We start from the raw sequence: 26,328 nt of genomic DNA, 5'->3' as shown, positions 1-26,328 counted from the left end.
GCTTTGGGGGCACGCCTGTTCATGGTGTTGGGCTTTTTTCAGGCAGGCGTCAATCGGCGCCGCGTACCGGGATGGAGGCGCCGGGCGCGGGTTGGACGACGCGCTGGATGAAGAAGATTGCAGCTGCGATGCCGATGCCGATCATATCCGTGATCCAGCCGCCCTCGATCATGCACAAAGCGGCGAGGATCAGGCCGAGACGCAGGAACCAGACCGCGCGCGCGCCCATAAACCAGCCTTGCACCCCCGACGTCAGTAGGAAGACCCCGACGCAGGCCGTGGCGAGCGCGCGCGTGATCTCGAGCGCGGTGCCGTCGAAGAGCAGGGCAGAGTTGTAGAAGAACATGAACGGTACGATGAAAGCGGCGATGCCGATTTTGAACGACGCGACCGAAGTTTCCATCGGGTTCGCGCCGGATATCCCGGCGGCGGCGTAGCTGGCCAGGGCCACGGGCGGCGTTATGGCCGAGACCACGGCGAAGTAGAAGACAAAGAAATGTGCCGTCAGGGTCGGGATGCCCAATTGGATCAGGCCCGGTGCGACAACCGAGGCGGCCACCGCATAGGCTGCGGTCGTGGGCATGCCCATGCCCAGCAGGATTGCGATGCACATGGCGAAGAACAAGGCCAGGAGTTGGCTAACGCCCGCTAGGTCAAGAAGAACCGCGGAGAACCGAGCGCCGACGCCTGTCAGGCTAATCACGCCGACGATGATCCCTGCGCAGGCGCAGACTGCGATGATCTGGATCGACATGACGCCCGCGAGCTCAAAGGCTTTGATGATCGAGACCGGACCCATCCGATAGGGTGTCAGCCATGAGACCACGGCGGCGGCGGCGGTGGCCAACGTGCCCGCACGGATCACGGAGTAACCCATGAAGAGGGCGACGATCAGGATGATAATCGGCAGGAACAGGAAGACGCGGCGCGCCATGTCGCGGAACTTGGGAAGTTCATCCTCGCGCATGCCGCGCATACCCATTTTCGCCGCTTCGAAATCGACCATGAAGTAGATCGATGCGAAATAGAGGATCGCAGGGATGATCGCGGCGATGGCGATTTCCTGGTAGGGGATGCCGGTGATCTCGGCCATGATGAAGGCGCCCGCACCCATGATCGGTGGCATGATCTGCCCCCCGGTCGAGGCTGCGGCTTCAACGGCGCCCGCGGTCTTTTTCTGGTAGCCGACCTTTTTCATCAGCGGGATGGTCAGCGAGCCTGTGGCGACCACATTGCCCGCTGATGTGCCGTTGATCATGCCCATCAGGCCGGAGGCGAAGATCGCCACCTTGGCGGGGCCGCCCCGCGCGCGACCTGCGGCGGCGAAGGCGAAGTTCACGAAGTAATCGCCGACCTTCGAGGCCTGTAGGAAGGCCGCGAAGATGATGAAGAGGATGATATAGGTCGAAGAGACCGCGGTGGTCGGGCCCAGGATGCCTGCATCGGAATAGACATGGCCAAAGAAGCGCTGCCAGGAATAGGCGGTTTCGACGGCCAGGATGCCGGGCATCATATGGGCGGTGAACGTGTAGGCCAGGAACACTCCGGTGATGACCACCAGCGCCAGGCCCGCGACGCGTCGCGTCAGTTCGAGGATCATGGCCGCACCTGCTGTAGCGGCGAAGGCGACCCCGATGGGCACGAAAGGCGTGCCGATCTGATTGCGCGCGGCGGTGGAATAGATCGGGATCAGATAGAGCGCGACGACGATGGCGCAGAGCGCCAGGACGATATCTGAGATACCGAAGCTGCCGCGGCGGCGGCGTTCGACCCAGCCAAGCGCGATGGCGCCGAAGGTGGCGATCAGCAGAGGGATGCCGAAGCGATAGATTTCGGTGTCATAGATTTCCGTCCCCGGGAAGGCGGCCCAGGTCACCACACCGCCCAGTTCCGGCAACTCGCCCGAATTGACCAGGGCGATGAAGCTCAGCGCCGTGTAGCCTGCATAGAGTGCGGGCAGGGCAAAGATCGCGGCGATGATGCTGAACAGATTTGTGGAGCGGTCGGTCTTTGGATCCTGGCCAAAGGTGTGGGCCGAGAAAAGAACAAATCCCAAAGCCAATGCGCCCGCGATGTGGACGATGCGGAAATTCCAGGTCTCCAAGGGGAATTGCGGTAAGAACCCGATATCGATCCCCGTTATCGCCGAAATAGACAGCCCGTTCAGCGCGGCCATGTGAAACGCGGCATAGAGTGTCGATGCGGCAGCCACCAACAGATATCCTGCGCCGTCGAACATGCGCCGGTTGGTTTCAACGGGCTCGTCATCGACGCCTTCTGCGATCACGGGGCCGTCGGTTTGGTCGTCATCGGCAGGGTGAGAGGTGGGATCGGACATGTGGGGTTCCCTAAGGTCAATCGCGGATCGTCAGGATCTCGGCGAGCGGTTTCTTGATCTTGGCCACGGCTGGCACGGTGGCGCCGTCAGCGGGATGGCCGACGGCCAGGATCATCGTCGGTTTTTCCGAGGCGGGGCGATCCAGCGCCCCGTTGAGGAATTTCATCGGGTTGGGCGTGTGGGTCAGCACGGACAGGCCCGCGCGGTGCAGCGCCCAAATCAAAAAGCCAGTCGCGATGCCGACGCTTTCGGGCACGTAGTAATTCTTGAACCGGGTGCCGTCGTCGAATTCGCCCCAGCGCTGCGCGAAGATCACAATCAGCCAAGGCGCTGTGGTCAGATGCGGTTTGTCGGCATTTGTCCCGATGGGCTCCAGCGCCTTGATCCATTCGTCGCTGGCGCCGCCCGCGTAGAATTTCTGCTCTTCCGCCTCGGCCTCGGCACGGATCTGAGCCTTGAGCGCGGGGTTGGAGATGGCCACGAAATGCCAAGGCTGGTGATTGGCGCCCGAGGGTGCTGTGCCCGCGGATTTCACGCAGGCTTCGATGATTTCGGCGGGCACAGTCCGGTCGCTGAAGTCACGGATCGAATGACGCGTGCGCACTTCATCATAGGCGGCTTGGGCCGCGGCCAGTGCTTCAGCATCGGTCAGGGCGGCCCTGTCGGACAGGGGCACGGCCTCGTAGGCCATATGGGTGCGGCTAAACATGGTGTTATCCTTTAGAATGGGCGGGCCTGCGAAGCGGCCCGCCCAAACCGTTGGATTATCCGCCGAAGATCATCTCAGCCGGGATATCGGCATCGGCGTTTTCCTGGAACCAGCGCGCGGCACCGGGATGCCAGGACAGAACTTCGTTCTGGACCCAGTTTTCGGGCACGGTTGAGCGGGCCGCGCGGTGGATGTTCATCATCCGCTCATTGTCGGACATGATAATGTCGACCACTTCGTAAACGAAGTTTTCGGGCAGCTCGCAATTGGCGATCGCGAAGTTCCACATCGAGACCGATGTCGCGTCTTCTTCCAGCGTTGTGTAGGTGTCGGCGCTGATGTCGAAGGACGAGACCGGGAAGGCCTCCAGGATCGTGGCCTTTTCCTCATCGGTGAACTCGATGATATTAACGTCGGTCTGCACTTCAAGCTGGCTGACCGCGGGAACCGGAACACCGGCTGCAAAGGCGATCACGTCCAGAAGGCCGTCCTGCAACTGCCCGCCCAGATCGTTCCAGCCGCCATTGCGCCGCTCGAATTCGACGCCGAGCGTTTCCAGCATACGCGGGAAATAGGTGTCGGAGGTCGAGCCTGCGGGACCAAAACCGATCCGCGCGCCTGCCGGGATCTCGGACACCGAGGTGATGCCCGACGACGACAATGCGGTGATCGAGAAGGGCGTCTGGTACATAGGGAACATCGCGCAGGCATTGGTCATCTGCAGACCGGGTGCGATCGGGCTTAGGCCATTCAGTGCCTCGTCGGCGGGGCCCATCGTGGTCATGCCGAACTGAACTTCGCCGGTATGGACCAGCGCCATGTTCTGGCCTGGGCCGCCCGAAACTTCGCCGCCGCCGGAAATGCCCAGCTCTTCGGCCACCAGGTTCGCCCAGCCTGAGCCATAGGCGAAATAGGTGCCGCCTTGCGAGGCCGTGGCAACCGTGAAGCTCTCAGGCCAGCCGGTGCGGTCCTGATCTTGGGCAAATGCCGCGCTTGCCACAAGTGCAGTGGTGAGCGTCAGCGCGCCCAGTCTGGTGAAGGTCATAGAAATCTCCCTTGGTTGACACGCAGTCGGCTCCCCACCGACGCGCTTATCGCGGTTGATGCGGTTTGGTGCGGGCTTCAACAACCGCCACTCGCCGCTGATTGCGCTAACGATTGTAATTTGCGCAGGGTTTTGGGTGGAAACTAACCCATTTCTGCATTTGGAGTGGGTCAATTTATGCACATTTCGGTGAACGCGTGCCGGTCGTTCGGATTTTTTGAGGCACAGAGCTGTCCCGTGACACCGCTTTTCACGTGCCAGTGAGCGGCGTGAGCCCCACCACTCATGCGCGGAATCTGACCCAGCCGAGGTCGTAGCCCGGCCCCGGTGCGTGCCCGCCGCCGTTGGCCAAAGCCATGAAGCGCACAGATTGCGACCGCGTCGCAAAACACGTGCAAACCCATTCGATGCCACCCAACCAACCGTCGCAAGACCGCGTCGGATCTGCGAAAGTCTTAGGCAAGACGATAATATCTAAAATTTTTACAAAACTAGGGACGAGATTTACCAAAACTTAAGTAACCGACGCTCACTACTCACATCAGAGGCAGACCCTCAGGGTTGCAAACAACAAGAATGTCATCCGTTGGGAGCCGTGTATGAATTGGTTTGTGGATCTTCTCGACGACCTGATCTCCGAGGGCGGCGAATTCAATCCATCGAAGATTGAGGAATTGCGCGAGGCCAGAGCAAGGCTGGCGAGCGAAGGGGCCATCCTTCTACGCAATCGTGCAACCGACCGTTTGATAGCACAGATCGAAGACACCGACACGATCGATCAGTTGGCGGCTGCCTTTGCGACGATCCCACCTGAATTTGGGTTTGATGGCGCAACGCTTGTGGTGCTGAAAGAGGGCGAGACCTGCCTGTCACGGCGCGTGATTTCGACCCTGCCCGATGCATGGTGGGATGATTACCACGCCCTGAACCTCAATGAAGACGATCCGCTGATCAACGGCATCCTGGCGCGTGAGCACGAATTGTTCATTGACGAGATTATGCCGAAAGACCCAAATTGCGATGAGCCGATGCGCTACTTGAAATGTGCCGAGGCGCATCTGATCGGCTGCAATGGGGTGATCTTCAAGGTCGGATATTCGTCCGGTCTGGTGGCGGCCATGGTGTTGAACACGGTGCGGCAACCCGATTATGTGCGTCGCCAGTTTCGCAAGTATCGTGATGATTTGCACGTACTGACCCAGGCCGTGTGCGATGCTCTGGTGTATTTTTCTCGCTTGGGGACCCATGAACAGGCCTCCCTCACGGCGGATGAAATCCACTTCTTGAGGTTGGTTGCAAAGAGTGCGGATCCGTCAAGCGCCCTGGCCAAGAGTGCGCGCTATGGCTCAGCCCAGACGATCCAGAACCAGGTGATGCGCAAGCTTGGCGTCACATCAATTTTTCAGGCGATCCTTATCGCGACGCGCCAAGGGTATCTCGACCATGCGATCGTGCATCCGGAAGAGATCATTCGCACACGGCCCCAGGTGACTGGCTGGGATCTTGTTTCAGATGCCAAGTTAACTCAGCCGCAGAGCACGTCTTCAGCAGTTGTTCCGCGGACAAAGATTGGCTGATTGGGGCTGACGTTTTGGCCCGCTGCTGTGCTATGGCTCAGCGTTTGGTTGGCTGGCTGTTGCGGAAATCCTCGCGGCGCAAATCGTAGTGCTTCATTTTTTCGTAGAGCGTCTTGCGGCTAATCCCCAACGCATCGAACGTCGCATTGATCGATCCACCATGGGCGGCGAGGGCGGCGGCGATCAGGCTGCGTTCATGGGCCGCCATCTGATCGGCGAGCCGTCCGGCGCTGGCCTGAACGGCCGCGCCGTCAAGCCCCAGCACAGCGCGTTCGGCGGTGTTGCGCAATTCGCGGACATTGCCGGGCCAATCCCGCGCGGCCAAATCGGCAAGGGTCTCGGGCCGCATCGGTGGCACCGGGCGCCCATGCCGGGCCGAGGCCTGGGATAGCAGGATCTGGTAAAGCCCCGGGATATCCTCGCGCCGCTCGGACAATGCGGGCATGCGCAGGGTAATGACGTTGAGCCGGTAGAGCAGATCATCGCGAAACGTACCGTCGGCCACCGCCGCCTCCAGCCCGCGTTTCGACGCTGCGATGACCCGCAGATCCAGTGTGAGGGGCTCATTTGAGCCGAGCGGGGTGATCGCTCGATCCTGCAAGGCGGTCAGCAGCTTGCCCTGCACAGCCAACGGTAGGCTGTCGATCTGGTCCAGAAACAGCGTGCCGCCGCGCGCGTGTTCGAACTTGCCATAGCGCTCACGCGTCGCGCCGGGAAACGCGCCGGGGGCATGGCCGAACAGCTCACTTTCAAACAAAGCCTCGGGCAGGGCGGCGCAATTGACCGCCACGAAGGGCCGGTCAGCGCGTGGGGAGGCGGTGTGAATCGCGCGCGCGGCAACCTCTTTGCCGGTGCCCGTGGCGCCTTCGATCAGCACGTCCGTGTCGGTATCTGCCACCGCCCGCATCTGCGCCCGCAATTGCGCCATGACGTTGGACCGCCCGTTGAGACGGCTGGTGATCGGATCCGTGGCTGCTGTTTCCGAGCGCAGCGCGCGTAACTCCATGGTCAGCACCCGTTTGTCCAGCGCGCGGCGGATCGTGGCGACCAGCCGGGCTGGATCGTAGGGCTTTTCGATGAAATCGTAGGCGCCGCGTTGCATGAAGCTGACCGCCAGTTCCACATCGCCGTGGCCCGTCACCAAGATCACTGGCAGGTCGGGGTCACGGGCCAGGGCGGCCTCCATCAATTCAGCGCCATCCATGCCGGGCATGCGGATATCGGTCACCAGAATGCCTGGAAACGTGTCGCTGATATGGTCCAGCGCTTCAGCGGCACTGGTGCAGGGGACGGGGGCCAGATCGGCCAGCATAAGGGTCTGCGCCCCGGCATGGCGCAGTTCTGGCTCATCATCCACAAACAGAACCGGCGCGTCTTTCATTCGGCGGCCAGCTCCGCGCTTTGCTGGGTGGCGGGTTCCAGACTAACCCGGAAAAGTGCGCCGCCATCGGGATGGTTTTCCGCCGAAAGCCGACCGCCGAAATCCCGGATGATGTTATAGGAGATCGACAGGCCAAGCCCCAGGCCTTGGCCGGGATCTTTGGTGGTGAAAAACGGATCGAAGGCTTGCGCCAGGGCCTCTTCAGTCAGGCCGGGGCCGACATCGCGCACCGAAATCTGCGGCGTCGCGTCGCCTGTCACATCGATCTCGATCCGTGGGGCGGGATGGTCGGCCATGGCGTCCAGTGCATTGCCCAGCAGATTGACCACCACCTGTTGGAGCCGCACACGCCCGCCACGCACCCACAATTCGCCCTCGGGTGGTGTATAGACGACCTCCGCCCCGCGCAGGCGCGTGGCCATCAGCTCCAACGCATCCTGAATCACAGGGCGCAACGCCACCGGCCCGGTCTTATCCTGCGGCCGCCGGGCGAAATTGCGCAGATGTTTTGAGATCGCCGCCATCCGATCAGCGAGGGTCGAGATGCGGGCAATATTCCCACGCACATCCTCGGTTTTGCCACGATCCAGGAAGGTGCCCGCGTTTTCAGCATAGTTCTTCACAGCGGCGAGCGGTTGGTTGAATTCATGGCTGAGGGCCGCCGACATCTGGCCCAGGGCGGCTAGTTTGCCGGCCTGCACAAGTTCCTTTTGGGTGGCGCGCAGGCGATCTTCAGTGGCACGGCGCTCTTCGACCTCGGTCTTCAACTCGCGGGTACGCTCGGCCACGCGGGCTTCCAGCAGGGTCGCCAGATTGCGTTCGGCCGCCAACCGGTCGATCAACCGCGCCCGACGGCCCAGCAAGGCGGCGGCGACAAGGCCCAACACGATGATCACCAAGGCGACCATGGTCATCGCGCTCCACGCGCGTTGCAGTGCCGGTGCCGTAGGGGTCAGGACCGAAACACGCCATCCGGGTGCCGCGATCAGGCCGGTTTGGCGCAGCATATCTTCGTCCCCGTCCACCCGGATCCGCTCGATCCCAGCCTCTTCATCCAGGGGCCGCGTTGTAATGCTAAGCGGCGCCAATAGGCCATGGGGATATTGGCGGGTTGCGATGATCTGGTCCAACGTGCCAATCGGCGGTGGCGCAACGGTGCGAAAATGCCAATCGATCCGATCCGACAGGAACACGACATTGTTGGTGTCGGTCACCATGATGGTGGATGCGCTCTCCTCCCATGTGCGCTCGAACACATCCACGCGCAGTTTGACCGCCACCACCCCGATGATCTCGGTTTGCGCGACGACGGGCGCGGCAAAGAAATAGCCCCGCTGGCGCGAGGTCGTGCCAAGGGCATGGAAACGGCCCATGCCGGTATCGACCGCGTCGCGGAAATAGGGGCGGTAGTCAAAGGTCTGGCCGATGAAGGACCGGTCGCTGCGGTAGTTCGACGCCGCGATCGTGCGCCCGTCGATATCCATCACGTAAATATCCGATACTTCCAGCGATAGTGCAGTCTGGCGCAGAAGCTCGTTGGTGTAAGGCAGCAGCCCGGAATTGTCGGGGTCCGATAAAACCTGGCGCAGGATCGGGCGCTGCGCGATCAGGGTCGGCAAGGCCTCGGTCCGTTCCAGGGCGCCGCGCAGGACCTGGGTGGCCAGATGAAGTGTCGCGGTGTCATCCAATGCGGCCTGGCGCAGATACATCCGCTCGACCCGTGGCGATGCGACCAGGATCGCGGCCAGCGCCAGGCAGACGGTCAGCGCAACCGCCCAAATCGCCCGGCGCGGCCGATTGGGGCGCGGTGCGGTCCCGGCTGCCGGGATTTCTTTGAAGTTGATCGCCGTCTCTGACATCGCGCCGTAGTATGGCAGGGCCTGGCTACGCTGGCCAGATCCGCGAGCAAGCGGAGAATCCGCCGATATTCCCCGCAGATTTTCTGGTGTGGTTCACTGGCATGCGGCCCTGTGTCATGCATAGATGCGCGCACGGAGCGACGGCGCGACAGGGCGCTTAGGGCCCGTTTTGGAGGATTGCATATGAGAATTGTTCTATCTGCATTGGCCACGACCGCATTGGTTGGACTTGGGTCCGGGGCCGCATCGGCCCAGGACCAAGCCCTGTCCTGTGGCGGAATCGGAGATGTCGGCCAGTGGATCGGTGGAGCGCCGGAGACATCCGACATTTCTGTGGCAGATGGCCCGTTGACCTTGACCGGATTGCCGGTGCCCAACAACGGCAACACCGTCGCGTTTTTCCGCGTGAGCGAACCCACCGATGTGCGCCTGGAGGCGCAGCCTCTGCCCGGCGGAGATAGCGTGATTGAGCTTTATGATGCGGATGGCGCATTGGTCGTGTCCGACGACGATTCCGGCGGGTCTTTTGCCTCGCGCGCCGAGACACAATTGGAGCCGGGCGATTATTGCCTGGCCACCCGTGGATTTGCCGGTGGCGCGCTGACCACCGATGTGCGCGTCGGTTTGCTGGAGCATGAGGCGATCACCGCTGGATTGTCGGGTGGATTCTTTGGCGGCGGTGGTGACCCGTTCTTTGTCGGTATCGACCCCTGTACCTCCGAGACCCCGGCGATTTCCTTGGGCGAGGGTGGCATTGACGGGTTACTGGCCGAAAGCGGCGTGTCGCAGGTCAACACGATCACCGGTGCGCCCTATTACCGCTTTGTCTTGGATAGCCCGCAGCCCGTGTCGATCCGCGCGGAAAACCCAAACGCGGATCCGTATATCTATCTGTTTGATGAGGCCGGGAACCTTCTGGCGGAAAACGACGACTACGAGTCGCTCAACAGCCGTATCGATTTCACCACGCCCCTGCAGGCGGGCACCTATTGCATCGGCATGCGCGCCCTCAGCAATCCCGATCTGCCGGTGACAGTGTCGGTCCTGGGCTACGACGCCAATGCGGCGCTGCAGGAATTGTATGCCACGGGCGATGCGGCCCCGCCGATGGATGGGTCTTACCCGATCATCGATATGGGTGTCCTACCGCCGCGCACCGTGCGTGACAGCCAGATTTCCGGCACGAATGCGACCTGGTTCGCCTTCGAGATACAGCAGGGCGGCGCGGTTGTGATTGATGCCGTTGAAGTCACCGATAGCGACCCGCTGATCATCCTGTTCAATGATCTGGGCCAGGAGATTGCGTTTAACGATGACGCGAATGGATCGCTTAACAGTCAGATTGTGGCGCGAGTCAATCCGGGCCGGTATCTGCTGGCCGTGCGGCAATATTCCGACGGTTACAATGGGATCATCCGTATCGCGACCGAACGGTTCGTTCCCGCGCAGAACTGATCTTCATCAATGGACAAAGCCGCCCGTCACCGATGTGGCGGGCGGCTTTTTTGAGAGTTGCAAGCGGGCTCAGGCCGCCGACAGCGCGGTAACGATCCCGGCGAAATCCGCGGCCTTAAGAGAGGCCCCGCCGACCAAGGCGCCATCCACATCATTGACCGCAAAGATCTCTGCCGCGTTGCCCGGTTTCACGGACCCGCCATATAACAATGGTATGTCAATTGCCGCAGCGCCAAGCCGCTGGGTCAGCTCTGCGCGGATATGAGTATGGACCTCCGCGATCTGGTCCAGCGTCGGGGTGCGTCCCGTGCCAATCGCCCAAACCGGCTCATAGGCGACCACCAGGCGGGCAGGATCGGCGCCTTCGGGGATGGAGCCCGCCAATTGGCTTGCGACCAAATTCAGCGTCACCTCGGCATCGCGTTCAGCCTCCGTCTCACCAACGCAAATGATGGCGGTCAATCCAGCGGTCAGAGCCGCCGCGGCTTGGGCTGCTACATCGGCGTCGGTTTCGCCATGGTCGGCGCGCCGCTCGGAATGGCCAAGAATGACCTGCGTCGCCCCCGCATCGGCCAGCATATCTGCAGCGATATCGCCGGTATGGGCGCCGCTGGTGGCCGGATGGCACGCTTGGGCGCCGACGGCCACGACACTGCCCTCAGCCCGCGCAACCATGCGGTCGATCAACGTCGCAGGCGGGCACAGCAGCACCTCGCAATCGGGCGTGCCGATCATGCCGGCCAGCGCCTCGACCTCCGCCAATGCAGCCTCGGTTCCGTTCATCTTCCAGTTGCCAGCCGCGATTTTGCGTGCCATGGGCCCCTCCGTCATTCATATGCGCATGTGGTGGCAGGCGGGCCCGGTCGGGTCAAGCCAACAGACCGGAAAGGAGACCTGATATGATCCCCCGCATTGATGCCGCCATGTTGGCCGAGGGCCAGGATGCGGCCCTGGTCGCCACCAAGATCGGTGCGGAAGAGATCGGGTTTCTCACCCTGCATAACAGCGCCATCTCACCCGATCAGGTGCGCGCGACCATCGCGGCCTATCGCGCCTTTTTCAAAGGCGACCATGATGTCAAACAGGCAGTGGATATGGCGGCGACCGGGGCCAATCGGGGTTGGGGCGGGCCGGGATCCGAACAGGTCGACCCAATGGCCAACCCCGATTACAAAGAGGTCTTCGATTGCGGCGTCGAGTTACCGGCGGGCGACCCGCTGTCGCGGCGCAGCGTCTATGCGCCGAACCGCTGGCCAACGACCCCCGACGGCTTTCGGGCCTGTATCGAGGCCTATTTCGACCAAGCCCGTGCGGTCTCGCTGGAGCTCCTGCAAGGGATCTCGACGGCGATTGGCGCCGATCCAAGCTTCTTTGCCGACAAATTCGACCGGCCCATGGCGCTTTTGCGGGGCAATTACTACCCCGAGCGGCCTGCCTGGGCTGGGGCCAAGGATTTCGGCATCGCCGCTCATACCGATTATGGCTGCCTGACACTTCTGGCGACCGATGGCCAGCCCGGGCTCGAGGTGCAATTGCGCGACGGGACATGGGTGCCGATCTCGGCCGAACCCGGCGAATTCATCATCAATTTCGGTGAGATGCTTGAGATGTGGACCGGCGGGCAGATACGGGCCACGCCCCACCGCGTCAAAGGCGGCGCGACCGAGCGGATCTCGATCCCGCTGTTCTTCAATCCGGCCTATGACACGAATGTCGCGCCCGCCGGCGCCGCGCCGATCAGCGCCGGGGCGCATCTGTCAAAGCGCTATGCCGAGACCTATACGCATCTGCAAGACACTCCGTCCTGATCGCGTCTCTTCTCTGTTTCAAAAATATCCCGGTGGGCTCCGAAGGAGCGGGGGCAGAGCCCCGTCAACGCCGACAAAAGGCGTCACAAATGCTCCAATGCGCGGCGCGCCCAGTCGCAGGCCAGATCCGGATCATCCTGGGCGCCATCGGGCATGGTCCAATAGGGCATGGAGCGGATCGTATCCGACCCTTCGCGCGTATAGGTCCAGCGGGTGCAGCCCTCGGCCTCCAACACATCCTGAAATGCGCCTGCCCCCTTGATGCGCAAGGTGCCGTCAGACATCAGGACCGCGAAGATCGTGCCTTGATGATAAAGGCCTACGCCGCCGAACATCTTACGAACGGTAAGATCGCCCAGACCCGAAAACAATTCGGTCACGTGATCGATCTCACCTTGGCTCAGGCTCATTCCGCAGCGCGATCTGCGGCCAGTTCGTCCACATCCTTGAACTTGATCGACTCGCCGCAGCCGCAGGCATCGGTGACATTGGGATTGCGGAACTTGAACGAGGATTCCAGCAGGCTGACCTCGTAATCGATTTCGGTGCCGAACAGGAACATCTGAGCCATCGGGGCGATCATCACCCGCGCGCCATCTTGTTCGACCACTTCGTCATTGGGGTCGATCTCGGACACGTAATCCATGGTGTATTCCATGCCCGCGCAGCCACCCTTCTTGATACCTATGCGCAGGCCTTGCGTGTCGCCCTGCGCCATCAGTTTGGCGATCTGTTGGGCGGCCTTGTCCGTTATGGTCACGGCCTGTTTTCCGGGAATGCCAAACATGGGGCACCTGTGTTTATGGGCGTTTGGCCTTAATGTAAGGCGGTAGCGCTGAGCGCTCAAGGGGCGGGTGCGCTCATCATCGGCATAACAAGGGCCAGCGGGACCGCCACGGCAAAGCCCCAAGCCAGGCTGATGGCGCTGCCATAGACGAGCCGTCGCCGTCCGGCCTTGTCGCGGCCATTCAGGGTCAGACCCAGCTGCAATGCCTTGGCACCCAGAACCGTCCCGACCCAAAACGGGCTGCCGCCGATCAGCAAGATACAAATCGCGGTGCGTTCCAACCAGCCAATCAAGACCCCGCCGGGCGACCCCGGTTCTGGCAGCAGCATGGCGACGGCATATTGCCCGCCGCGCACCGCAAACAGCACCCCGCCCGCAATCATAAAGTAAAGCGGTACATTTGGGATCTCGGCCAAGGGGCTGTAAGACCAGATTTCAGGCGCCAACAGCGCCACGCTGACCACCGAAATGACATGTAGCGCCTGATCCAAGATATAGGCCACCAACCCCTCGGGCATGGCGTAGGTCTTGACCGTATCGATCCATAGATGCGCGATGGTCAGACCGATGAACCACGGGCTGAATGTCAGGGTGGTCAGGCACATGGCGCCGAAAACAAGCGACATATGCAGCGCCATCGCGCTGGCGCGCCGCTTGTTGGCAACGATCCAGCCGGTTTGCAGGACATAATCCGCAAGAACATGGGCCAGAAACAGCGCCGAGAAAGTGTAGGCCGCCATAGAGGATTATGGTCCTTGATCCGTCGGCCACCCGGCATGTGATCGCCCGGCGCCCCAAGCCAACCGCGCTCACGGTCAGCCCCTGCTGCGTTTAACCCCGATGGTGATAGTGTCAGGTGCACACAAATGCGGCAACCGCCTAGGTGGCGGTTAAGGGCTACGGAAAGCCAGACTTTACATTGGTGAAAACGGCGTTGGCCTACATGAACCCGAGTTCGAGCCGCGCCTCGTCGGACATCATGTCCATGCCCCAGGGTGGGTCCCAGGTGATCTCGACATTGACGGTCTTCACACCGTCCAGCGGCTCCACCGCGTCGGCGACCCAACCAGGCATCTCGCCCGCCACCGGGCAGCCGGGGGCGGTCAATGTCATGATGATGGCCACATCGCTCTCGGCGCCGATCTCGATCGTGTAGATCAGCCCGAGATCGTAGATATTCACCGGGATCTCGGGATCGAAAACGGACCGGCAAGCCTCGACGATGTTGTCATAAAGCGGGTGGTCCGTGGTGGAGGGCCGGATCAGCGGCGCGCCTTCCATATGTGGTGTCTGTTCGGTCATCGGGACCCCTACGCTCAATACCTGAGCACTGATATAAGGATTGCGACCTCGCGCGTAAAGGCGCAGCCTGCGCATCTCTGGGGGCGATGACGGAGCGGACGAGATGCAAAACTGGGATGAGATGGCTGCCCCCTGGCTGCGGGCCGAGGCGCGGATGGAGGCGGCCCATGCGCCGGTGCTTGAGGCATTGCTTGCCGCGTCGGATCTGCGGATTGGGCATCGCGTGCTGGATATAGGTATAGGCAGCGGCCTGAGCACATTGCGCGCGGCGCAGATCGTGGGGCGCAACGGGCATGTGACGGGGGCCGATGTGGCGCCGCCTTTCGTGCGCCGCGCCGCCGAGCGGGTACCGGACGAGGTGACGTTGGTCATCGCGGATGCGGAGGTGCACGGGTTTCAGCCCCGCGCCTTTGACCGGGTGATTTCGCTGTTTGGAACGATGTTCTTTTCCGATACGATCGCCGCTTTCGCCAATATTCGCCGCGCCACGGCGCTGGATGGAGAGATGACCTTGGCCGCCTGGGCGCCGCCGTCCGACAATCCCTGGCTAAGTGTTGCGGGGCGCGTTGCAACCGAGATACTGGGCCCGCCACCCGTTCCGACCGATCCTGCTGCGCCTGGGCCGTTCCGCTTTGCTGATCCTGAGATTGCTTTGCAGGCCTTGGCCGCAGCAGGCTGGAAAGCACAGGTCGAGACGCGGGATCTGCCGCTGACCCCCACTGGCACGCCCAATGATATCGCCGAGACGCAGATGGATCTTGGGGTTGCGGCAAGGCGCATCGCCGACGAAACCCCCGATGCGGCGACGATCCAGGCGATCCGCGACGAGATCACGGCGCGGTTTGCGACGATGCAGAGCGCGGGCGGAGCGGTGCATGTGCCCGCGCGGATCCACCTGTTCCATGCCCAGAACGCGCCCTAGACGCTAGTATGGGCAGAGAAACAGGATCGCCCAGCCCTCATTCGGGTAGCGGGGCGCGCAATCCAGCGACGTGATCGTGATGGTCACCCAGTCGGGGATCAGGGATTGCCCAAGGGTCTGAATACCCTGCCGATCCTCGTAGGCCCAGCCGGGATAAGGCCCGTCGCGGACGCCGTCGTGGTAATCCTGAACGCCCTGGATCGCGGCGGAGAAAGTGGCCTCGGCCCAACCCGGCGCAAACCGGTCCGGCGCATAGGCCTCGGCCACCGCATCCAGCAGAGCAATGCGCCGCTCAACCAGCGTAGGGATCTCGAAAAACGCGGTAGAATGCCAGGACAGCAAAACGATCTCGCCCCGATGTTCAAGCGCGACGATGTAGGAGATGAGCGAGGTGTCATCCTGTTCGTAGAGGTGGATGGTTGCGCCATCGAAGCGGCCCGAAGTGGCCTCCATGACCTCATCGGCGATGTCCGGCATACGCATTCGCATATCCGCGTCAACGTCGGCGCGCCATTCATCGTCGATGGTGAAGCTGCGCAAGCGATAAGGCTCGTCGCGTGTATCGTGGATCGCCGTCAACTCTGCAATCGTCAGCGCCGTTGCGGACTTTGGGACGGGGAAGGTGGCCAGCAGCAGGACCGCACAGAGCAGGGCGAGGGGGCGCATCGGGATCTCCGGTTGTTTGGTGCCATGGTCCGGCGTTGCGATACGAATGGCAAGTCGAAGCCCCTTGGCAAATCCGCGCCCGAGGTGCATGGGGTCGCGCATGACTGACAGATTTTCCTTCACCCTGAACGCCACCTCTGGCAAGGCCCGCACCGGTGTGATCCACACCCCGCGTGGTGAGATCCGGACGCCCGCCTTCATGCCCGTCGGCACCGCCGCCACCGTCAAGGCAATGATGCCTGAAAGTGTGCGCGAGACGGGTGCCGACATCTTGCTGGGCAACACCTATCACCTGATGCTGCGCCCGACGGCGGAGCGGATCGCGCGGTTAGGCGGGTTGCATCGGTTTATGAATTGGGAGCGTCCGATCTTGACGGATTCCGGCGGGTTCCAGGTGATGAGCTTGGCCGAACTGCGCAAGCTGACCGAGGATGGCGTGACCTTTCGGTCCCATATCGACGGGTCCAAACATCTGCTGAGCCCCGAGCGCTCGATGGAGATCCAGAAGCTCCTGGGCTCTGACATCGTGATGTGTTTTGACGAATGTCCGGCGTTGCCCGCCGATCGTAAAGCCTTGGAAGACTCGATGCGGCTGTCCATGCGCTGGGCCGCGCGGTCGCGGGACGCGTTCGGGGATCGGCCCGGCTATGCGCTGTTTGGCATCCAACAGGGCGGGCTTGAGGAAGATCTGCGCGCCGAAAGTGCCGAGGCTCTGCGTGAGATTGAATTCGACGGCTATGCGGTGGGCGGCCTTGCCGTGGGCGAGGGGCAGGAGGCGATGTTTGGCTGCCTGGATTTCGCGCCGGACCAACTGCCCGTTGATAAGCCGCGCTATCTGATGGGCGTGGGTAAGCCGGATGACATTCTGGGTGCTGTGAAACGCGGCATTGATATGATGGATTGTGTTCTGCCCTCACGTTCTGGGCGGACGGGGCAGGTCTGGACACGGCGCGGGCAGCTCAACATCAAGAACGCTCGCCACGCAGATGACCCTCGCCCGCTTGACGAAGATTGCACCTGTCCGGCCTGCCGCAACTATTCGCGCGCCTATCTGCACCACGTCTTCCGTGCGCAAGAGATGATCTCGGGCATGCTGCTTACCTGGCACAACCTGCATTATTATCAAGAACTGATGCAGGGGATGCGGGACGCGATCGCCGAGGACTGGTTCGATGCGTTTGAAGCGGATTTTCATGCCATTCGAGCGGAGGGAGATATTCCGCCGATTTGACGATGCGGCGCCACAGTGTTGCCGGGATTGCCCGCAACGTTCGGTCCATCTGGAGGTGCCCAAGATCATGCTTAGACGGCTTTACCGCCAGCGGCGGCGCATTTTGCTTTTCATCACTTTGTTTTCGGTGGCATTTGCTATTTTTGCGGTCGGCAACACAGAGTTCCGCTTTGTTGTGAAAAACGAGATGAACGGGAACACAACCCTGTTCATTACAATCGCGACAGGGCTTGTGACCGTTGGCGCGGGCCTGTTAGCGGCCCTCGTTGTCCTGCTGGCTCCGGGCTATCGCCGTGCATTGGAGCCGGCGGGTTTGGCGCTTGTGCTTCAGGCGATCATTGAACGGTCGTTGTCCGGGATGCCGATCTGGGACCATGTCAGCGCATTCACGTGGATCAGCTTTTTTGCGATCTTCTACGCGATCGCCTTCGCGCTGGAGCGAGATTTCTTACGCAGCGCGGGGTTGAAAATGACCTATCATGCGCGCGCCACCCGCAAGCTGAACGCAACGCCCGCCGCCATTTGGGCGGCAATCGCACCCAGTCAAGAGACCATGAGAAGCTATTGGACAGGATCATTGACCCGCGTGGACGCCCGCCCCGATTGGGGGCCTGAAGCCTATGAAGTGCATTTTCGGCTGGGCGCGTTCGGGACGCTTGTTCAGCGACACGTTCGAACGATTTGGGATTGGCCCCACCGCTTTTCGTACGACTATGCTCCAGTCGATGACGTGCCCAGACGGGCAGGTGTGCGGGGGAGGTGCAAGGCCGAACTTGCTAAAGTTTCAGACGATCAGGTTGAGGTGGCGACTGAGGATGAAATCATCGAACTCGGCTTCGGGACCTGGTCGCTTCTTTGGCTGGACGATAGCGCGCAGTCCGACCTCGATGCGCTTCAAGCACGGCTCAGTGGGCGCCGCGACTGGTCTATCGCTGGGTGGAGCGCACGCAAGATGGCGATGGCGTGATTTAGGCGATCAAGACCAAAGCCCAACCCGCGAGTCCGATCTGGATCAGTTGAATAACAACCGAAAAGCCATGCAGCCGTTTGAAGGCGCCTTGATCGTCGCGATCGGTGGCCGCGTTGATCTGAGGCATCAGGATTTGCCGCGCATAGATTGTGCTAAGCGCGATCATCGCCAAAAACATACTGGCCGTGCCGGAGGCCCAAAACGTGACGATTGCCGACAGCGCCCCGAGACAAATGATCGCGAGATAGTAGTACGGGAACGTGCCGCGCAGGAGTGGGCGCACCTGCGCCATCGGCAATTGTGCGAACAGGACCGGTGCGAAACCGAAGCTGTAGAATACCATCCCGCCGAACAAGGTGGCCGTCAGGATCAGGTTGAGGACATCTAGAAACATGCCGATGCATCTAGCCTCCGATGCGACAAATCAAGATTGCCGGGTTTTCCACAGCATTTTGCGCTCGTCTGCTGTCATACCCCAAAGGGTGGGTTGTGCCTCCGACGCGCGAAGTGCAGAGTTTGACCTGAGGCACGTGGGCGCCACATCGCTTGAAACGGGCGAACTTCAACCCCACGTTAACACATCCTGAAGTGGAGGGGGGTAAGTTGCCGCTAAGCGGGGCTTGGCCCTCGGCCCGAAAAAATGGAAGGCGTCAGGCTTATGCCAGAGCAAACAACCTATCCCGTCCTGCCCCTGCGCGACATTGTCGTGTTCCCGCATATGATCGTGCCGCTTTTTGTGGGGCGCGAAAAATCCGTGCGTGCCTTGGAAGAGGTGATGCAGGACGACAAGCAGATCCTGCTATCGAGCCAACGCGACCCGGCGGAAGATGATCCCGGCCCCGATGGCATCTATGACATGGGTGTGTTGGCCAATGTCTTGCAGCTTTTGAAGCTGCCCGATGGCACCGTGAAGGTGCTGGTCGAAGGCCGCCGCCGCGTGCGGATCGATGAATACACGGCGACTGAGCAGTTCTTTGAGGCACGCGCGACTGAATTGGCCGAAACCACCGGCGATCTCGAAGCGATTGCGGCACTGACCCGCTCTGTGGCCGAAGAGTTCGAGAAATATGCCAAGGTTAAGAAAAACATTCCCGAAGATGCGCTGACCTTGGTGTCAGAGGCATCGGATCCGGCGAAACTGGCCGATCTCGTCTCGGGTCATCTGGGCATCGAGGTGGACCAGAAGCAGGAGCTTCTGGAAACGCTGGAAGTCGCCGGGCGGCTGGAGCGGGTCTACGGCCTGATGCAGGGCGAAATGTCAGTTCTACAGGTCGAGAAAAAGATCAAGACACGCGTGAAATCGCAGATGGAGCGCACACAGCGAGAATATTACCTCAACGAACAGATGAAGGCGATCCAGCGCGAATTGGGCGATGGTGAAGAGGGCGCGGGCGAAGTCGCGGAACTCGAAGAGAAAATCGCCGAAACCAAGCTGTCGAAAGAGGCGCGCGAAAAGGCCGAGGCCGAGCTGAAAAAGCTCAAGAACATGTCGCCGATGAGCGCCGAGGCGACCGTGGTGCGCAACTACCTTGACTGGATGCTGTCGATCCCGTGGGGTACGAAATCCCGCGTGAAAAAGGATCTGGGCCGCGCGCAAGAGGTGTTGGACAACGACCATTATGGCCTTGAGAAGGTCAAGGAACGGATCGTCGAATATTTGGCCGTGCAGCAACGCTCGAAAAAGCTGAAAGGCCCGATCATGTGCCTTGTCGGCCCGCCGGGCGTGGGGAAAACCTCGCTTGGGAAATCGGTGGCGAAGGCGACGGGGCGGGAGTTCATCCGCATCTCGCTGGGCGGCGTGCGCGATGAAAGCGAAATTCGCGGCCACCGCCGGACCTATATCGGCTCGATGCCCGGTAAGATTATCCAGGCGCTGAAAAAGGCTAAAACCACCAACCCACTGATTTTGCTCGATGAGATTGACAAGATGGGTCAGGATTTCCGGGGTGATCCGGCCTCGGCCATGTTGGAGGTGCTGGATCCCGAACAGAACGGCACTTTTGTGGATCACTACCTTGAGGTCGAATATGACCTCAGCAACGTGATGTTCCTAACCACGGCGAACTCCTACAACATGCCAGGCCCACTCCTGGACCGGATGGAGATCATCCCGCTGGCCGGTTACACCGAGGATGAAAAGGCCGAGATTGCCCATCGGCACCTGATCCCGAAACAGGTCAAGAACCATGGGTTGAAGGCCAAGGAATTCACGTTGGAGCCCGAAGCGCTGCAAGAGATGATCCGCACCTATACCCGCGAGGCGGGCGTGCGGAATCTGGAGCGAGAAATCGGAAAACTCGCGCGGAAAGCGGTCACGCGGATCGTCCGCAAACAGGATGAAGAAGTTGTCGTAACCCCCTACAATCTCGACGATTTCCTGGGCGTGAAGAAGTTTCGTTACGGCCTAGCCGAGGATGCCGATGCAATCGGTGTTGTGACCGGGTTGGCCTACACCAGCGTCGGTGGTGACCTGCTGCACATCGAGGCGTTGAAGCTGCCCGGCAAAGGGCGGATGAAAACGACCGGTAAGCTAGGCGATGTGATGAAAGAAAGCATCGACGCCGCGGCCAGCTATGTGCGGTCCATCGCGCCAGAGATCGGAGTGAAGCCGCCGAAATTCGACCGGATGGACATCCACGTCCACGTGCCCGATGGCGCGACACCCAAGGACGGGCCAAGTGCGGGCCTGGCCATGGTGACCTCTATCGTGTCGGTGCTGACGGGCATTCCCGTGAAGCGCGACATCGCCATGACCGGCGAAGTCAGTCTGCGCGGTAATGCAATGCCGATTGGTGGTCTGAAAGAGAAGCTGCTGGCGGCGCTGCGCGGTGGGATTACCACCGTGCTCATCCCTCAAGAGAACGAAAAGGATCTCGCCGAAATCCCGGACAATGTGAAAGAGGGGTTGAAGATTATACCCGTCAGCCATGTTTCCGAGGTTTTGGAACGCGCGTTGGTCACCGCACCCGAAGCGATTGAGTGGGACGAGGCCGCCGAAGAAGCAGCCGCCGCGGCCCGCGCCGCCGAACGTGACGGGGCAGGGTCCGCCACCGCCCATTAATCCGGCGCTGACACCTATTCCGAAACCCGCTGAGCCACTGGCTTGGCGGGTTTTTTCGTGAGTTCGGCGCCGCGCTTTGCTGTGGCGCATGCAGTCGGACCGTTGGACGATCAGCATATTCCGCGATGAGATCTCATCGTGACACGCCGTATATCAGCCAGTTAATCGCGCCGTTTTGGCCCGAATTGCCCGGAATTTGCCGCGAAAGCGTGGCGCGGCGGGCACGGGCGTTAACCGATTCGCTTCGAAAAACCCTCCAGACTTGCGATTGAGCGGCTGGCCCCTCCAACGTGACGTTAACGTTTGTTGTGTATGCGAGTGGGATCAAAGAGATGAGCCCCATGCCCGAGATCAATCGCCGTCGTTTTGTGATCGCGGCTGCCTCAATGCTGTCGGCGCCAATGCTGGCAAAAGGTGCAGAGGCGCAGGCGGCGCCGCAAAGCTTCGCGGGGCGCGGGGCGATCCGGCGCGGTGTCGACGCGACCGTGACGCGTGTTCCAACCGCGCAGCCCTTGGTGGCGATGACATTCGACGATGGACCGCATCCGAACCTGACGCCCCAGCTTTTGGATATGCTGCGCGCCCGCGGCATCCGTGCGACGTTTTATGTGATCGGGCGCAACGCGGCGCGCTACCCGCAAATCCTGCAACGGATGGTGGCTGAGGGGCATGAGATCGGTAATCACACCTATTCCCATCCCAGCCTGTTTGGCCATTCCGACGCGTCCGTCTTGAACCAGATCGACCGAACCAATCAGGCTGTCTATGCCGCGGTCGGGCGCCCGCCGGTCACGATGCGACCGCCTTACGGCAATCTTTATGATCGCCAGCGGCTGATGCTGCACCAGGCCCGTGCGATGCCGACAGTGCTGTGGTCGATCGACACGCTGGATTGGCAGCGGCCAGGCTCCGGCGTTGTGGCCCAACGGATTGTCCATGGCAGCCATACGGGCGGGGTGATCCTGGCCCATGACATCCACTCGGCCACCGTGCGTGCAATGCCGGCCGCGCTCGATGGTGTCGCGGCGCGGGGGTTTCGCTTTGTGACAGTCTCTGAACTGATTGGATGGCCGCGGTGGGATCGCCGCCGTCTGCGTCTGGCGGGCGCATCGCGTTAGAGCACCCGGCCACTTGAACAAACCATGACAACCCGTGCGCGCCCTCTTGCAGAGCGCGCCGAGGCCCGCTAAACCCCACGCACCCGGCGGGTGATTAGCTCAGTGGTAGAGCGCTTCGTTCACATCGAAGATGTCGGGAGTTCAAATCTCTCATCACCCACCACCCCCTTCTTTCACGCGTGAATAGCGCTTTCTATCGGGAAGTTCGCGGCTGTTCTGATGGGCCATTCCCATCGTCACCCCAAGACAAGTCCGCAAGCTCGCGCCTGAGGGCGGCATCCATGCATTGTGTGCACAGTCTGTGATCGGGCAGGGCACCGTGGCGGGTGAAAGCCAAAAGGCGGTGAAGAATATCGGACATCATCGCAGACCTCCCAATAGTTCGAGACCGGTGGCGGGTTTGGGGCGCGGTGGCAGACCGAGATCGCGGGCCATATGCGGGTCACGGGTGATATCGGCCAGATGGCGCATTTGTTGTGCCTTAACGGCACGCAGCCACCAATGCCGCCAGGGCGCGCGCAACGGATGGTGCGGCGCGGAGCGGCGGGGCGAAGAAATCTGAATAGACATGGGAATACCTCTTGGCGAATCGTTGCGATTACAGGACGCTACGACCTCAAGCTCACTTGAGGTAAAGCGCTAAATGTCTTCAGTTGCAAAGGATTTGAGTGTCGGAGAGATGGCCGCGCGGGCAGGCGTCGCGGTGTCGACGCTGCATTATTATGAGGCCGAGGGGCTGATCCGATCTTGGCGCAATGGCGCCAATCACCGTCGCTATGATCGGCGAGAGCTGCGCCGCATCGCAATTATCCGCACCGCTCAAGCGGTCGGTGTGCCCCTGAGCGAGATCAAAGTAATGTTCGACGACTTGCCCGATGACCGGATCAAGGCCGACGATTGGGCCCGCGCCGCGACAATCTGGGCGGACCGGCTGGATGATCAGATCGAAACATTGCTGCGTTTGCGCGATCAGATGGGGGCGTGCATCGGCTGTGGCTGCCTGTCGATGGATCATTGCCCGCTCTACAATCCCGATGATCGAATGGGCGCGCGAGGTGCGGGTCCAAGGCGTTGGGTTGGTGAGACCTCGGAACGTTCAGCGGTGGACGCGGTCCGCGCAAGCAAGCGGCAGGATCAGGTCGATGAATGATCTGCCGCCGCTTTATATCCTGCGCCATGGCGAGACGGAATGGAACGTCGTGACCCGCCTGCAAGGGCGCCTGGACAGCCCATTGACCGAGTTGGGCCGGGCACAGGCCCTGGACCAGGGGCGGATCCTGGCGCAGGCGTCGATCATGTCCACGGAGTTGCGTATCAGCCCGTCGGGGCGGGCGATCAAGACAGCGGAATTGGCGTTGCCCGATAAGATGGCGGAGGCGGTGATCGATCCGCGCTTGGTTGAGGTTGATCTGGGCGCCTGGCAAGGCTGCACACCGGCGCAGGTGGCGCAGATGGCCCCCGATCTGGATATGTCCGATCCGCATCTGTGGAAGTTCACGTCGCCGGGCGGCGAAAGCCTGTCCGCGATGACCGAACGGTGCCGCGCCGTCTTGGCAGAGCTGACGCGTCCGACGATCCTCGTGACCCATGGCGTCACCTCGCGTGTCTTGCGCTGTCTGGCGTTGGGGCGCCCGCCTGAGGCGCTGAGCGCCGTGGCGGGAGGGCAGGGGATCGTTCATTTCATCGCCGAGGGTCGGGCCGAGATCTTAGGGCTGCGATAGGCCCTTGCCCCCCGGGCCAACCTTTTGCTAAGCCCCGCATCGGTTCGGGTGGTTAGCTCAGTTGGTAGAGCGTCTCGTTTACACCGAGGATGTCGGGGGTTCGAGCCCCTCACCACCCACCATTCTCAAGTCTACAAGGCGGTCACACGCCGATCCACATGGGATACTGGCGGTTTTTGCAGCGCTGCGCCTATAGTGTAGCACCGGCAATTTGAGCGAGACGCCTTACAATGACTGACCCGAGCCAATCCGCGCCGCAACCTTTTGGCGGCGATAGTCCCTATCAGAGCGCGTTTATCATCTACATCCTCTATGCGGTGGGCTTTGCCTTGGCGCTGACTGCGCTTGCCGGCGTCGTTTATGCCTATATCGAAAGGGGCAAGGATCCGGGGCTCGACACTCATCTGAGTTTTCAGATCCGCACCTTTTGGTGGGGCTTGCTGATGCTGGCGGTGGGCGTGCCGACCTCCTTCGTCCTGATTGGGCTACCGATCCTGCTGTTTTGGGCCGTCTGGACATTGGTGCGGATCATCACGGGCATTCAGCTTGCCCATGCGCAGCGCCCGATCTCTGGCGTGGAGATGCTGGGTATGAAAGCGGTGTAATGTGCAGCGGCGCGCAGCCAGCGTGTTGCCGCACCGAGTTGGCGGGCAGGGCGCGCGCACTTAGCTATGGCCTAGACCCGAACAACCCCGGAGGCCCCGCGCCATGAGTTGGAATCCTGCCCTCGACCCCGATTGCCCCACCGGTGACGATGTGGATGCAATTGAAACCGTGATCGTACCACGCGCCCGCGACCTTGGTGATTTTGAGGTGCGCCGCGCTTTGCCAGCGCCCAAGCGTCAGATGGTCGGCCCCTTCATCTTCTTCGATCAGATGGGCCCAGCCGAGTTTCTGACCGGCAATGGGGTCGATATCCGGCCCCATCCCCATATCGGCCTGTCGACCGTCACCTATCTGTACGAGGGCAAATTTCATCACCGCGACAGTCTGGGCACCGATCAGTGGATCGAACCCGGCGCGGTGAACCTTATGACGGCGGGCCATGGGATCACCCATTCCGAGCGGATCGATGGCGACATGTTGCGTAATCCCTACCGGCTGTTTGGGATCCAGACCTGGATCGCCTTACCGAAGGATGCCGAAGACATTGCGCCTGCCTTCGTGCACGCTGGAAAGTCCGAGCTTCCGTTTCTGGAGGGCGAGGGCAAGGAACTGCGCCTGATCCTCGGACATGCCTATGGCGAACGCGCGCCCGTCGAAACGCCGTCCGCGATGTTCTATGCCGATGCGCATTTGCAGCCCGGCGCCAAGCTGCCCATGCCCGACGACCATGAGGATCGTGGCGCCTATGTCGTGCAAGGCACGGTCACGATTGCGGGCGAGAGCTTTGGCGCGGGCCAGATGATGGTGTTTCGGCCCGGGGACCGTGTCTCATTGACAGCCGGGGACCAGGGTGCGCGGGTGATGATCCTGGGCGGCGATACGCTGGAGGGCCCGCGGCACATCTGGTGGAATTTCGTGGCATCTTCCAAGGAACGGATCGAGGAAGCGAAAGAGGCCTGGCGCCAGGGTGATTGGCAACATGGTCGCTTTCAATTGCCGCCCACCGACGATGCGGAGTTCATTCCGCTGCCCGATCGGTGATCCGCGCGATTTGCCTTGTGCTGGCCCTGGCCGCGACGCCGGCCTGGGCCGAACGCCATGCCGATTGCCCCAATGAACGGCGTCTTTCCGGTGTTCCGGAGGATGTGGGGCCGAACATACGCACGCGGTTTATTGCGCCGCCACGTCTGGTGGGCGGTGAGGTCACCTGTCTGTTGGTTGCGGTTGAGGGGGGCTATTCCCGCTTCATCGAGGAAGTTCTGCCGGGACAGGCCGGGCGATTTGCGATGATCCATGGTCATCTGGGTGTCACGCTGAGCGATCGGAATGGGTCTGGCGATGGTCGGGATGTGGCCGAATGCGTGCACTCCGCTGACGACTCTCTGACCTGCTGGGTGGACCTGTCACAGAGCGGTGGCGGATTGCGGCTAACCTATGGTCTCGCATCCGATGGCGCATTGCAGGTGCAAGACCTGCGCCGGAACCCGGCGTTTTTGGCCGACGCGGATTTGGATCTGATTGTTCCGGGGCAGGGCGCAATGCTGCGGCTTGAGCGGGGTATGGCTCCCGGCGCCGCGGATTTGCGCGCGTTCGAGGCGGCGCTGGCCGAGGGGCGGCATGGGCTCGATATTCTGGCGCGGGCGGGCGCTGGGGGTCTGCGGATCACGGCGGAGGATCTGCAACGGGACCTGGCCCTCGCGCGGCGTTTCTTCTCGATCCTGCTGCCGGAAATCCTGCCGCGCTAGCGACCGCTTATCACGCTTGTGGCGGCG

The 26,328-nt window shown here is 61.6% G+C and carries 26 protein-coding genes and 2 tRNA genes; 15 read left to right on the top strand and 13 right to left on the bottom strand.

Going from position 1 to position 26,328, the window contains the following annotated elements:
- Window positions 1-49: 49 nt before the first annotated feature.
- From V8J82_RS15880 to V8J82_RS15870, 3 genes are read right to left on the bottom strand one after another with little or no spacing between them, the layout of a single operon-like run.
- Complete coding sequence (locus V8J82_RS15880) at window positions 50-2,338, bottom strand: TRAP transporter permease (RefSeq protein ID WP_339976435.1); 2,289 nt, start codon at window positions 2,336-2,338, stop codon at window positions 50-52.
- 16 nt (window positions 2,339-2,354) lie between these two features.
- Window positions 2,355-3,047 (bottom strand): nitroreductase family protein, encoded by a 693-nt coding sequence (locus V8J82_RS15875; protein WP_339976433.1) that lies wholly within the window; start codon window positions 3,045-3,047, stop codon window positions 2,355-2,357.
- 55 nt (window positions 3,048-3,102) lie between these two features.
- On the bottom strand, window positions 3,103-4,092 hold the full coding sequence (locus tag V8J82_RS15870; protein WP_339976431.1) for a TAXI family TRAP transporter solute-binding subunit: 990 nt from the start codon (window positions 4,090-4,092) through the stop codon (window positions 3,103-3,105).
- A gap of 599 nt (window positions 4,093-4,691) precedes the next feature.
- Between V8J82_RS15870 and V8J82_RS15865 the strand changes: the two genes are divergently transcribed.
- The gene (locus V8J82_RS15865) at window positions 4,692-5,669 is read left to right on the top strand and encodes an autoinducer binding domain-containing protein (protein WP_339976429.1); all 978 of its coding nucleotides are present in this window, start codon (window positions 4,692-4,694) and stop codon (window positions 5,667-5,669) included.
- A 37-nt stretch (window positions 5,670-5,706) separates the two neighbouring features.
- Here the strand turns inward: V8J82_RS15865 and V8J82_RS15860 are convergent, their stop codons facing one another.
- Window positions 5,707-7,050 (bottom strand): sigma-54-dependent transcriptional regulator, encoded by a 1,344-nt coding sequence (locus V8J82_RS15860; RefSeq protein ID WP_339976427.1) that lies wholly within the window; start codon window positions 7,048-7,050, stop codon window positions 5,707-5,709.
- A complete protein-coding gene (locus V8J82_RS15855) occupies window positions 7,047-8,909 on the bottom strand; it encodes a sensor histidine kinase (RefSeq protein ID WP_339976425.1) in 1,863 nt (620 codons plus the stop codon). The genes V8J82_RS15860 and V8J82_RS15855 overlap by 4 nt, the downstream gene beginning before the upstream one ends.
- 183 nt (window positions 8,910-9,092) lie before the next feature.
- Here V8J82_RS15855 and V8J82_RS15850 point away from each other — a divergent pair, with 183 nt between their 5' ends.
- Complete coding sequence (locus tag V8J82_RS15850; protein ID WP_339976423.1) at window positions 9,093-10,364, top strand: PPC domain-containing protein; 1,272 nt, start codon at window positions 9,093-9,095, stop codon at window positions 10,362-10,364.
- Window positions 10,365-10,433: 69 nt separating this feature from the next.
- Here V8J82_RS15850 and tpiA read toward each other — a convergent pair whose 3' ends face one another.
- Window positions 10,434-11,180 (bottom strand): triose-phosphate isomerase, encoded by a 747-nt coding sequence (gene tpiA, locus V8J82_RS15845; protein ID WP_339976421.1) that lies wholly within the window; start codon window positions 11,178-11,180, stop codon window positions 10,434-10,436.
- A gap of 83 nt (window positions 11,181-11,263) precedes the next feature.
- Between tpiA and V8J82_RS15840 the strand changes: the two genes are divergently transcribed.
- Entirely contained in the window at window positions 11,264-12,172 is a 909-nt protein-coding gene (locus V8J82_RS15840) for an isopenicillin N synthase family dioxygenase (RefSeq protein WP_339976419.1), read from the top strand.
- A gap of 83 nt (window positions 12,173-12,255) precedes the next feature.
- Here V8J82_RS15840 and V8J82_RS15835 read toward each other — a convergent pair whose 3' ends face one another.
- The 4 genes from V8J82_RS15835 to V8J82_RS15820 form a co-directional block, all read right to left on the bottom strand.
- Window positions 12,256-12,582, bottom strand: a complete 327-nt coding sequence (locus V8J82_RS15835) for a TfoX/Sxy family protein (RefSeq protein ID WP_339976417.1) — start codon at window positions 12,580-12,582, stop codon at window positions 12,256-12,258.
- The gene (locus tag V8J82_RS15830; protein WP_339976415.1) at window positions 12,579-12,959 is read right to left on the bottom strand and encodes a HesB/IscA family protein; all 381 of its coding nucleotides are present in this window, start codon (window positions 12,957-12,959) and stop codon (window positions 12,579-12,581) included. Before V8J82_RS15830 ends, V8J82_RS15835 begins: the two co-directional genes overlap by 4 nt.
- Window positions 12,960-13,015: 56 nt before the next feature.
- On the bottom strand, window positions 13,016-13,699 hold the full coding sequence (locus V8J82_RS15825; protein WP_339976413.1) for a DUF3307 domain-containing protein: 684 nt from the start codon (window positions 13,697-13,699) through the stop codon (window positions 13,016-13,018).
- Between the two features lie 199 nt (window positions 13,700-13,898).
- A complete protein-coding gene (locus V8J82_RS15820) occupies window positions 13,899-14,261 on the bottom strand; it encodes an SUF system Fe-S cluster assembly protein (RefSeq protein ID WP_339976411.1) in 363 nt (120 codons plus the stop codon).
- Window positions 14,262-14,364: 103 nt separating this feature from the next.
- Between V8J82_RS15820 and V8J82_RS15815 the strand changes: the two genes are divergently transcribed.
- The gene (locus V8J82_RS15815) at window positions 14,365-15,183 is read left to right on the top strand and encodes a class I SAM-dependent methyltransferase (protein WP_339976409.1); all 819 of its coding nucleotides are present in this window, start codon (window positions 14,365-14,367) and stop codon (window positions 15,181-15,183) included.
- 3 nt (window positions 15,184-15,186) lie between these two features.
- Here the strand turns inward: V8J82_RS15815 and V8J82_RS15810 are convergent, their stop codons facing one another.
- Window positions 15,187-15,951: a hypothetical protein gene (locus V8J82_RS15810; RefSeq protein ID WP_339976407.1), complete on the bottom strand. Its 765-nt coding sequence runs from the start codon at window positions 15,949-15,951 to the stop codon at window positions 15,187-15,189.
- Between V8J82_RS15810 and tgt the strand changes: the two genes are divergently transcribed.
- Together tgt and V8J82_RS15800 are read left to right on the top strand one after the other, a co-directional pair.
- Window positions 15,950-17,080, top strand: coding sequence for a tRNA guanosine(34) transglycosylase Tgt (gene tgt, locus V8J82_RS15805; protein WP_339976405.1), 1,131 nt, complete (start codon window positions 15,950-15,952; stop codon window positions 17,078-17,080). The genes V8J82_RS15810 and tgt overlap by 2 nt on opposite strands.
- Window positions 17,081-17,207: 127 nt before the next feature.
- Complete coding sequence (locus V8J82_RS15800) at window positions 17,208-18,047, top strand: hypothetical protein (protein ID WP_339976403.1); 840 nt, start codon at window positions 17,208-17,210, stop codon at window positions 18,045-18,047.
- 1 nt (window position 18,048) lies between these two features.
- Here the strand turns inward: V8J82_RS15800 and V8J82_RS15795 are convergent, their stop codons facing one another.
- Complete coding sequence (locus V8J82_RS15795; RefSeq protein WP_339976400.1) at window positions 18,049-18,444, bottom strand: DUF4149 domain-containing protein; 396 nt, start codon at window positions 18,442-18,444, stop codon at window positions 18,049-18,051.
- A gap of 264 nt (window positions 18,445-18,708) precedes the next feature.
- Between V8J82_RS15795 and lon the strand changes: the two genes are divergently transcribed.
- The 3 genes from lon (at window position 18,709) to V8J82_RS15780 (ending at window position 22,392) form a co-directional block, all read left to right on the top strand.
- Entirely contained in the window at window positions 18,709-21,111 is a 2,403-nt protein-coding gene (lon, locus tag V8J82_RS15790; RefSeq protein WP_339976398.1) for an endopeptidase La, read from the top strand.
- A 341-nt stretch (window positions 21,112-21,452) separates the two neighbouring features.
- A complete protein-coding gene (locus tag V8J82_RS15785; protein ID WP_339976396.1) occupies window positions 21,453-22,229 on the top strand; it encodes a polysaccharide deacetylase family protein in 777 nt (258 codons plus the stop codon).
- Between the two features lie 88 nt (window positions 22,230-22,317).
- Window positions 22,318-22,392, top strand: a tRNA-Val gene (locus tag V8J82_RS15780).
- A gap of 197 nt (window positions 22,393-22,589) precedes the next feature.
- Here the strand turns inward: V8J82_RS15780 and V8J82_RS15775 are convergent.
- Window positions 22,590-22,799 (bottom strand): hypothetical protein, encoded by a 210-nt coding sequence (locus V8J82_RS15775; RefSeq protein WP_339976394.1) that lies wholly within the window; start codon window positions 22,797-22,799, stop codon window positions 22,590-22,592.
- Window positions 22,800-22,872: 73 nt separating this feature from the next.
- Here V8J82_RS15775 and soxR point away from each other — a divergent pair, with 73 nt between their 5' ends.
- The 6 genes from soxR to V8J82_RS15745 all read left to right on the top strand — a co-directional run bounded on the left by soxR (window position 22,873) and on the right by V8J82_RS15745 (window position 26,301).
- Entirely contained in the window at window positions 22,873-23,379 is a 507-nt protein-coding gene (gene soxR / locus V8J82_RS15770) for a redox-sensitive transcriptional activator SoxR (protein ID WP_339976392.1), read from the top strand.
- Window positions 23,372-23,950: a histidine phosphatase family protein gene (locus V8J82_RS15765; RefSeq protein WP_339976390.1), complete on the top strand. Its 579-nt coding sequence runs from the start codon at window positions 23,372-23,374 to the stop codon at window positions 23,948-23,950. The genes soxR and V8J82_RS15765 overlap by 8 nt, the downstream gene beginning before the upstream one ends.
- A gap of 46 nt (window positions 23,951-23,996) precedes the next feature.
- A tRNA-Val gene (locus V8J82_RS15760) sits at window positions 23,997-24,072 on the top strand.
- A gap of 108 nt (window positions 24,073-24,180) precedes the next feature.
- Complete coding sequence (locus V8J82_RS15755; protein WP_339976388.1) at window positions 24,181-24,555, top strand: DUF4870 family protein; 375 nt, start codon at window positions 24,181-24,183, stop codon at window positions 24,553-24,555.
- A gap of 103 nt (window positions 24,556-24,658) precedes the next feature.
- Entirely contained in the window at window positions 24,659-25,597 is a 939-nt protein-coding gene (locus V8J82_RS15750) for a pirin family protein (RefSeq protein ID WP_339976386.1), read from the top strand.
- The gene (locus V8J82_RS15745) at window positions 25,594-26,301 is read left to right on the top strand and encodes a hypothetical protein (protein ID WP_339976384.1); all 708 of its coding nucleotides are present in this window, start codon (window positions 25,594-25,596) and stop codon (window positions 26,299-26,301) included. The genes V8J82_RS15750 and V8J82_RS15745 overlap by 4 nt, the downstream gene beginning before the upstream one ends.
- The last annotated feature ends 27 nt before the right edge of the window (window positions 26,302-26,328 follow it).

Source organism: Gymnodinialimonas mytili (genome assembly GCF_037544085.1).
GTDB classification, from domain to species: domain Bacteria; phylum Pseudomonadota; class Alphaproteobacteria; order Rhodobacterales; family Rhodobacteraceae; genus Gymnodinialimonas; species Gymnodinialimonas mytili.
Note: the sequence above shows the minus strand (reverse complement) of the source record. Positions and strands in the feature narration are given on the sequence as shown.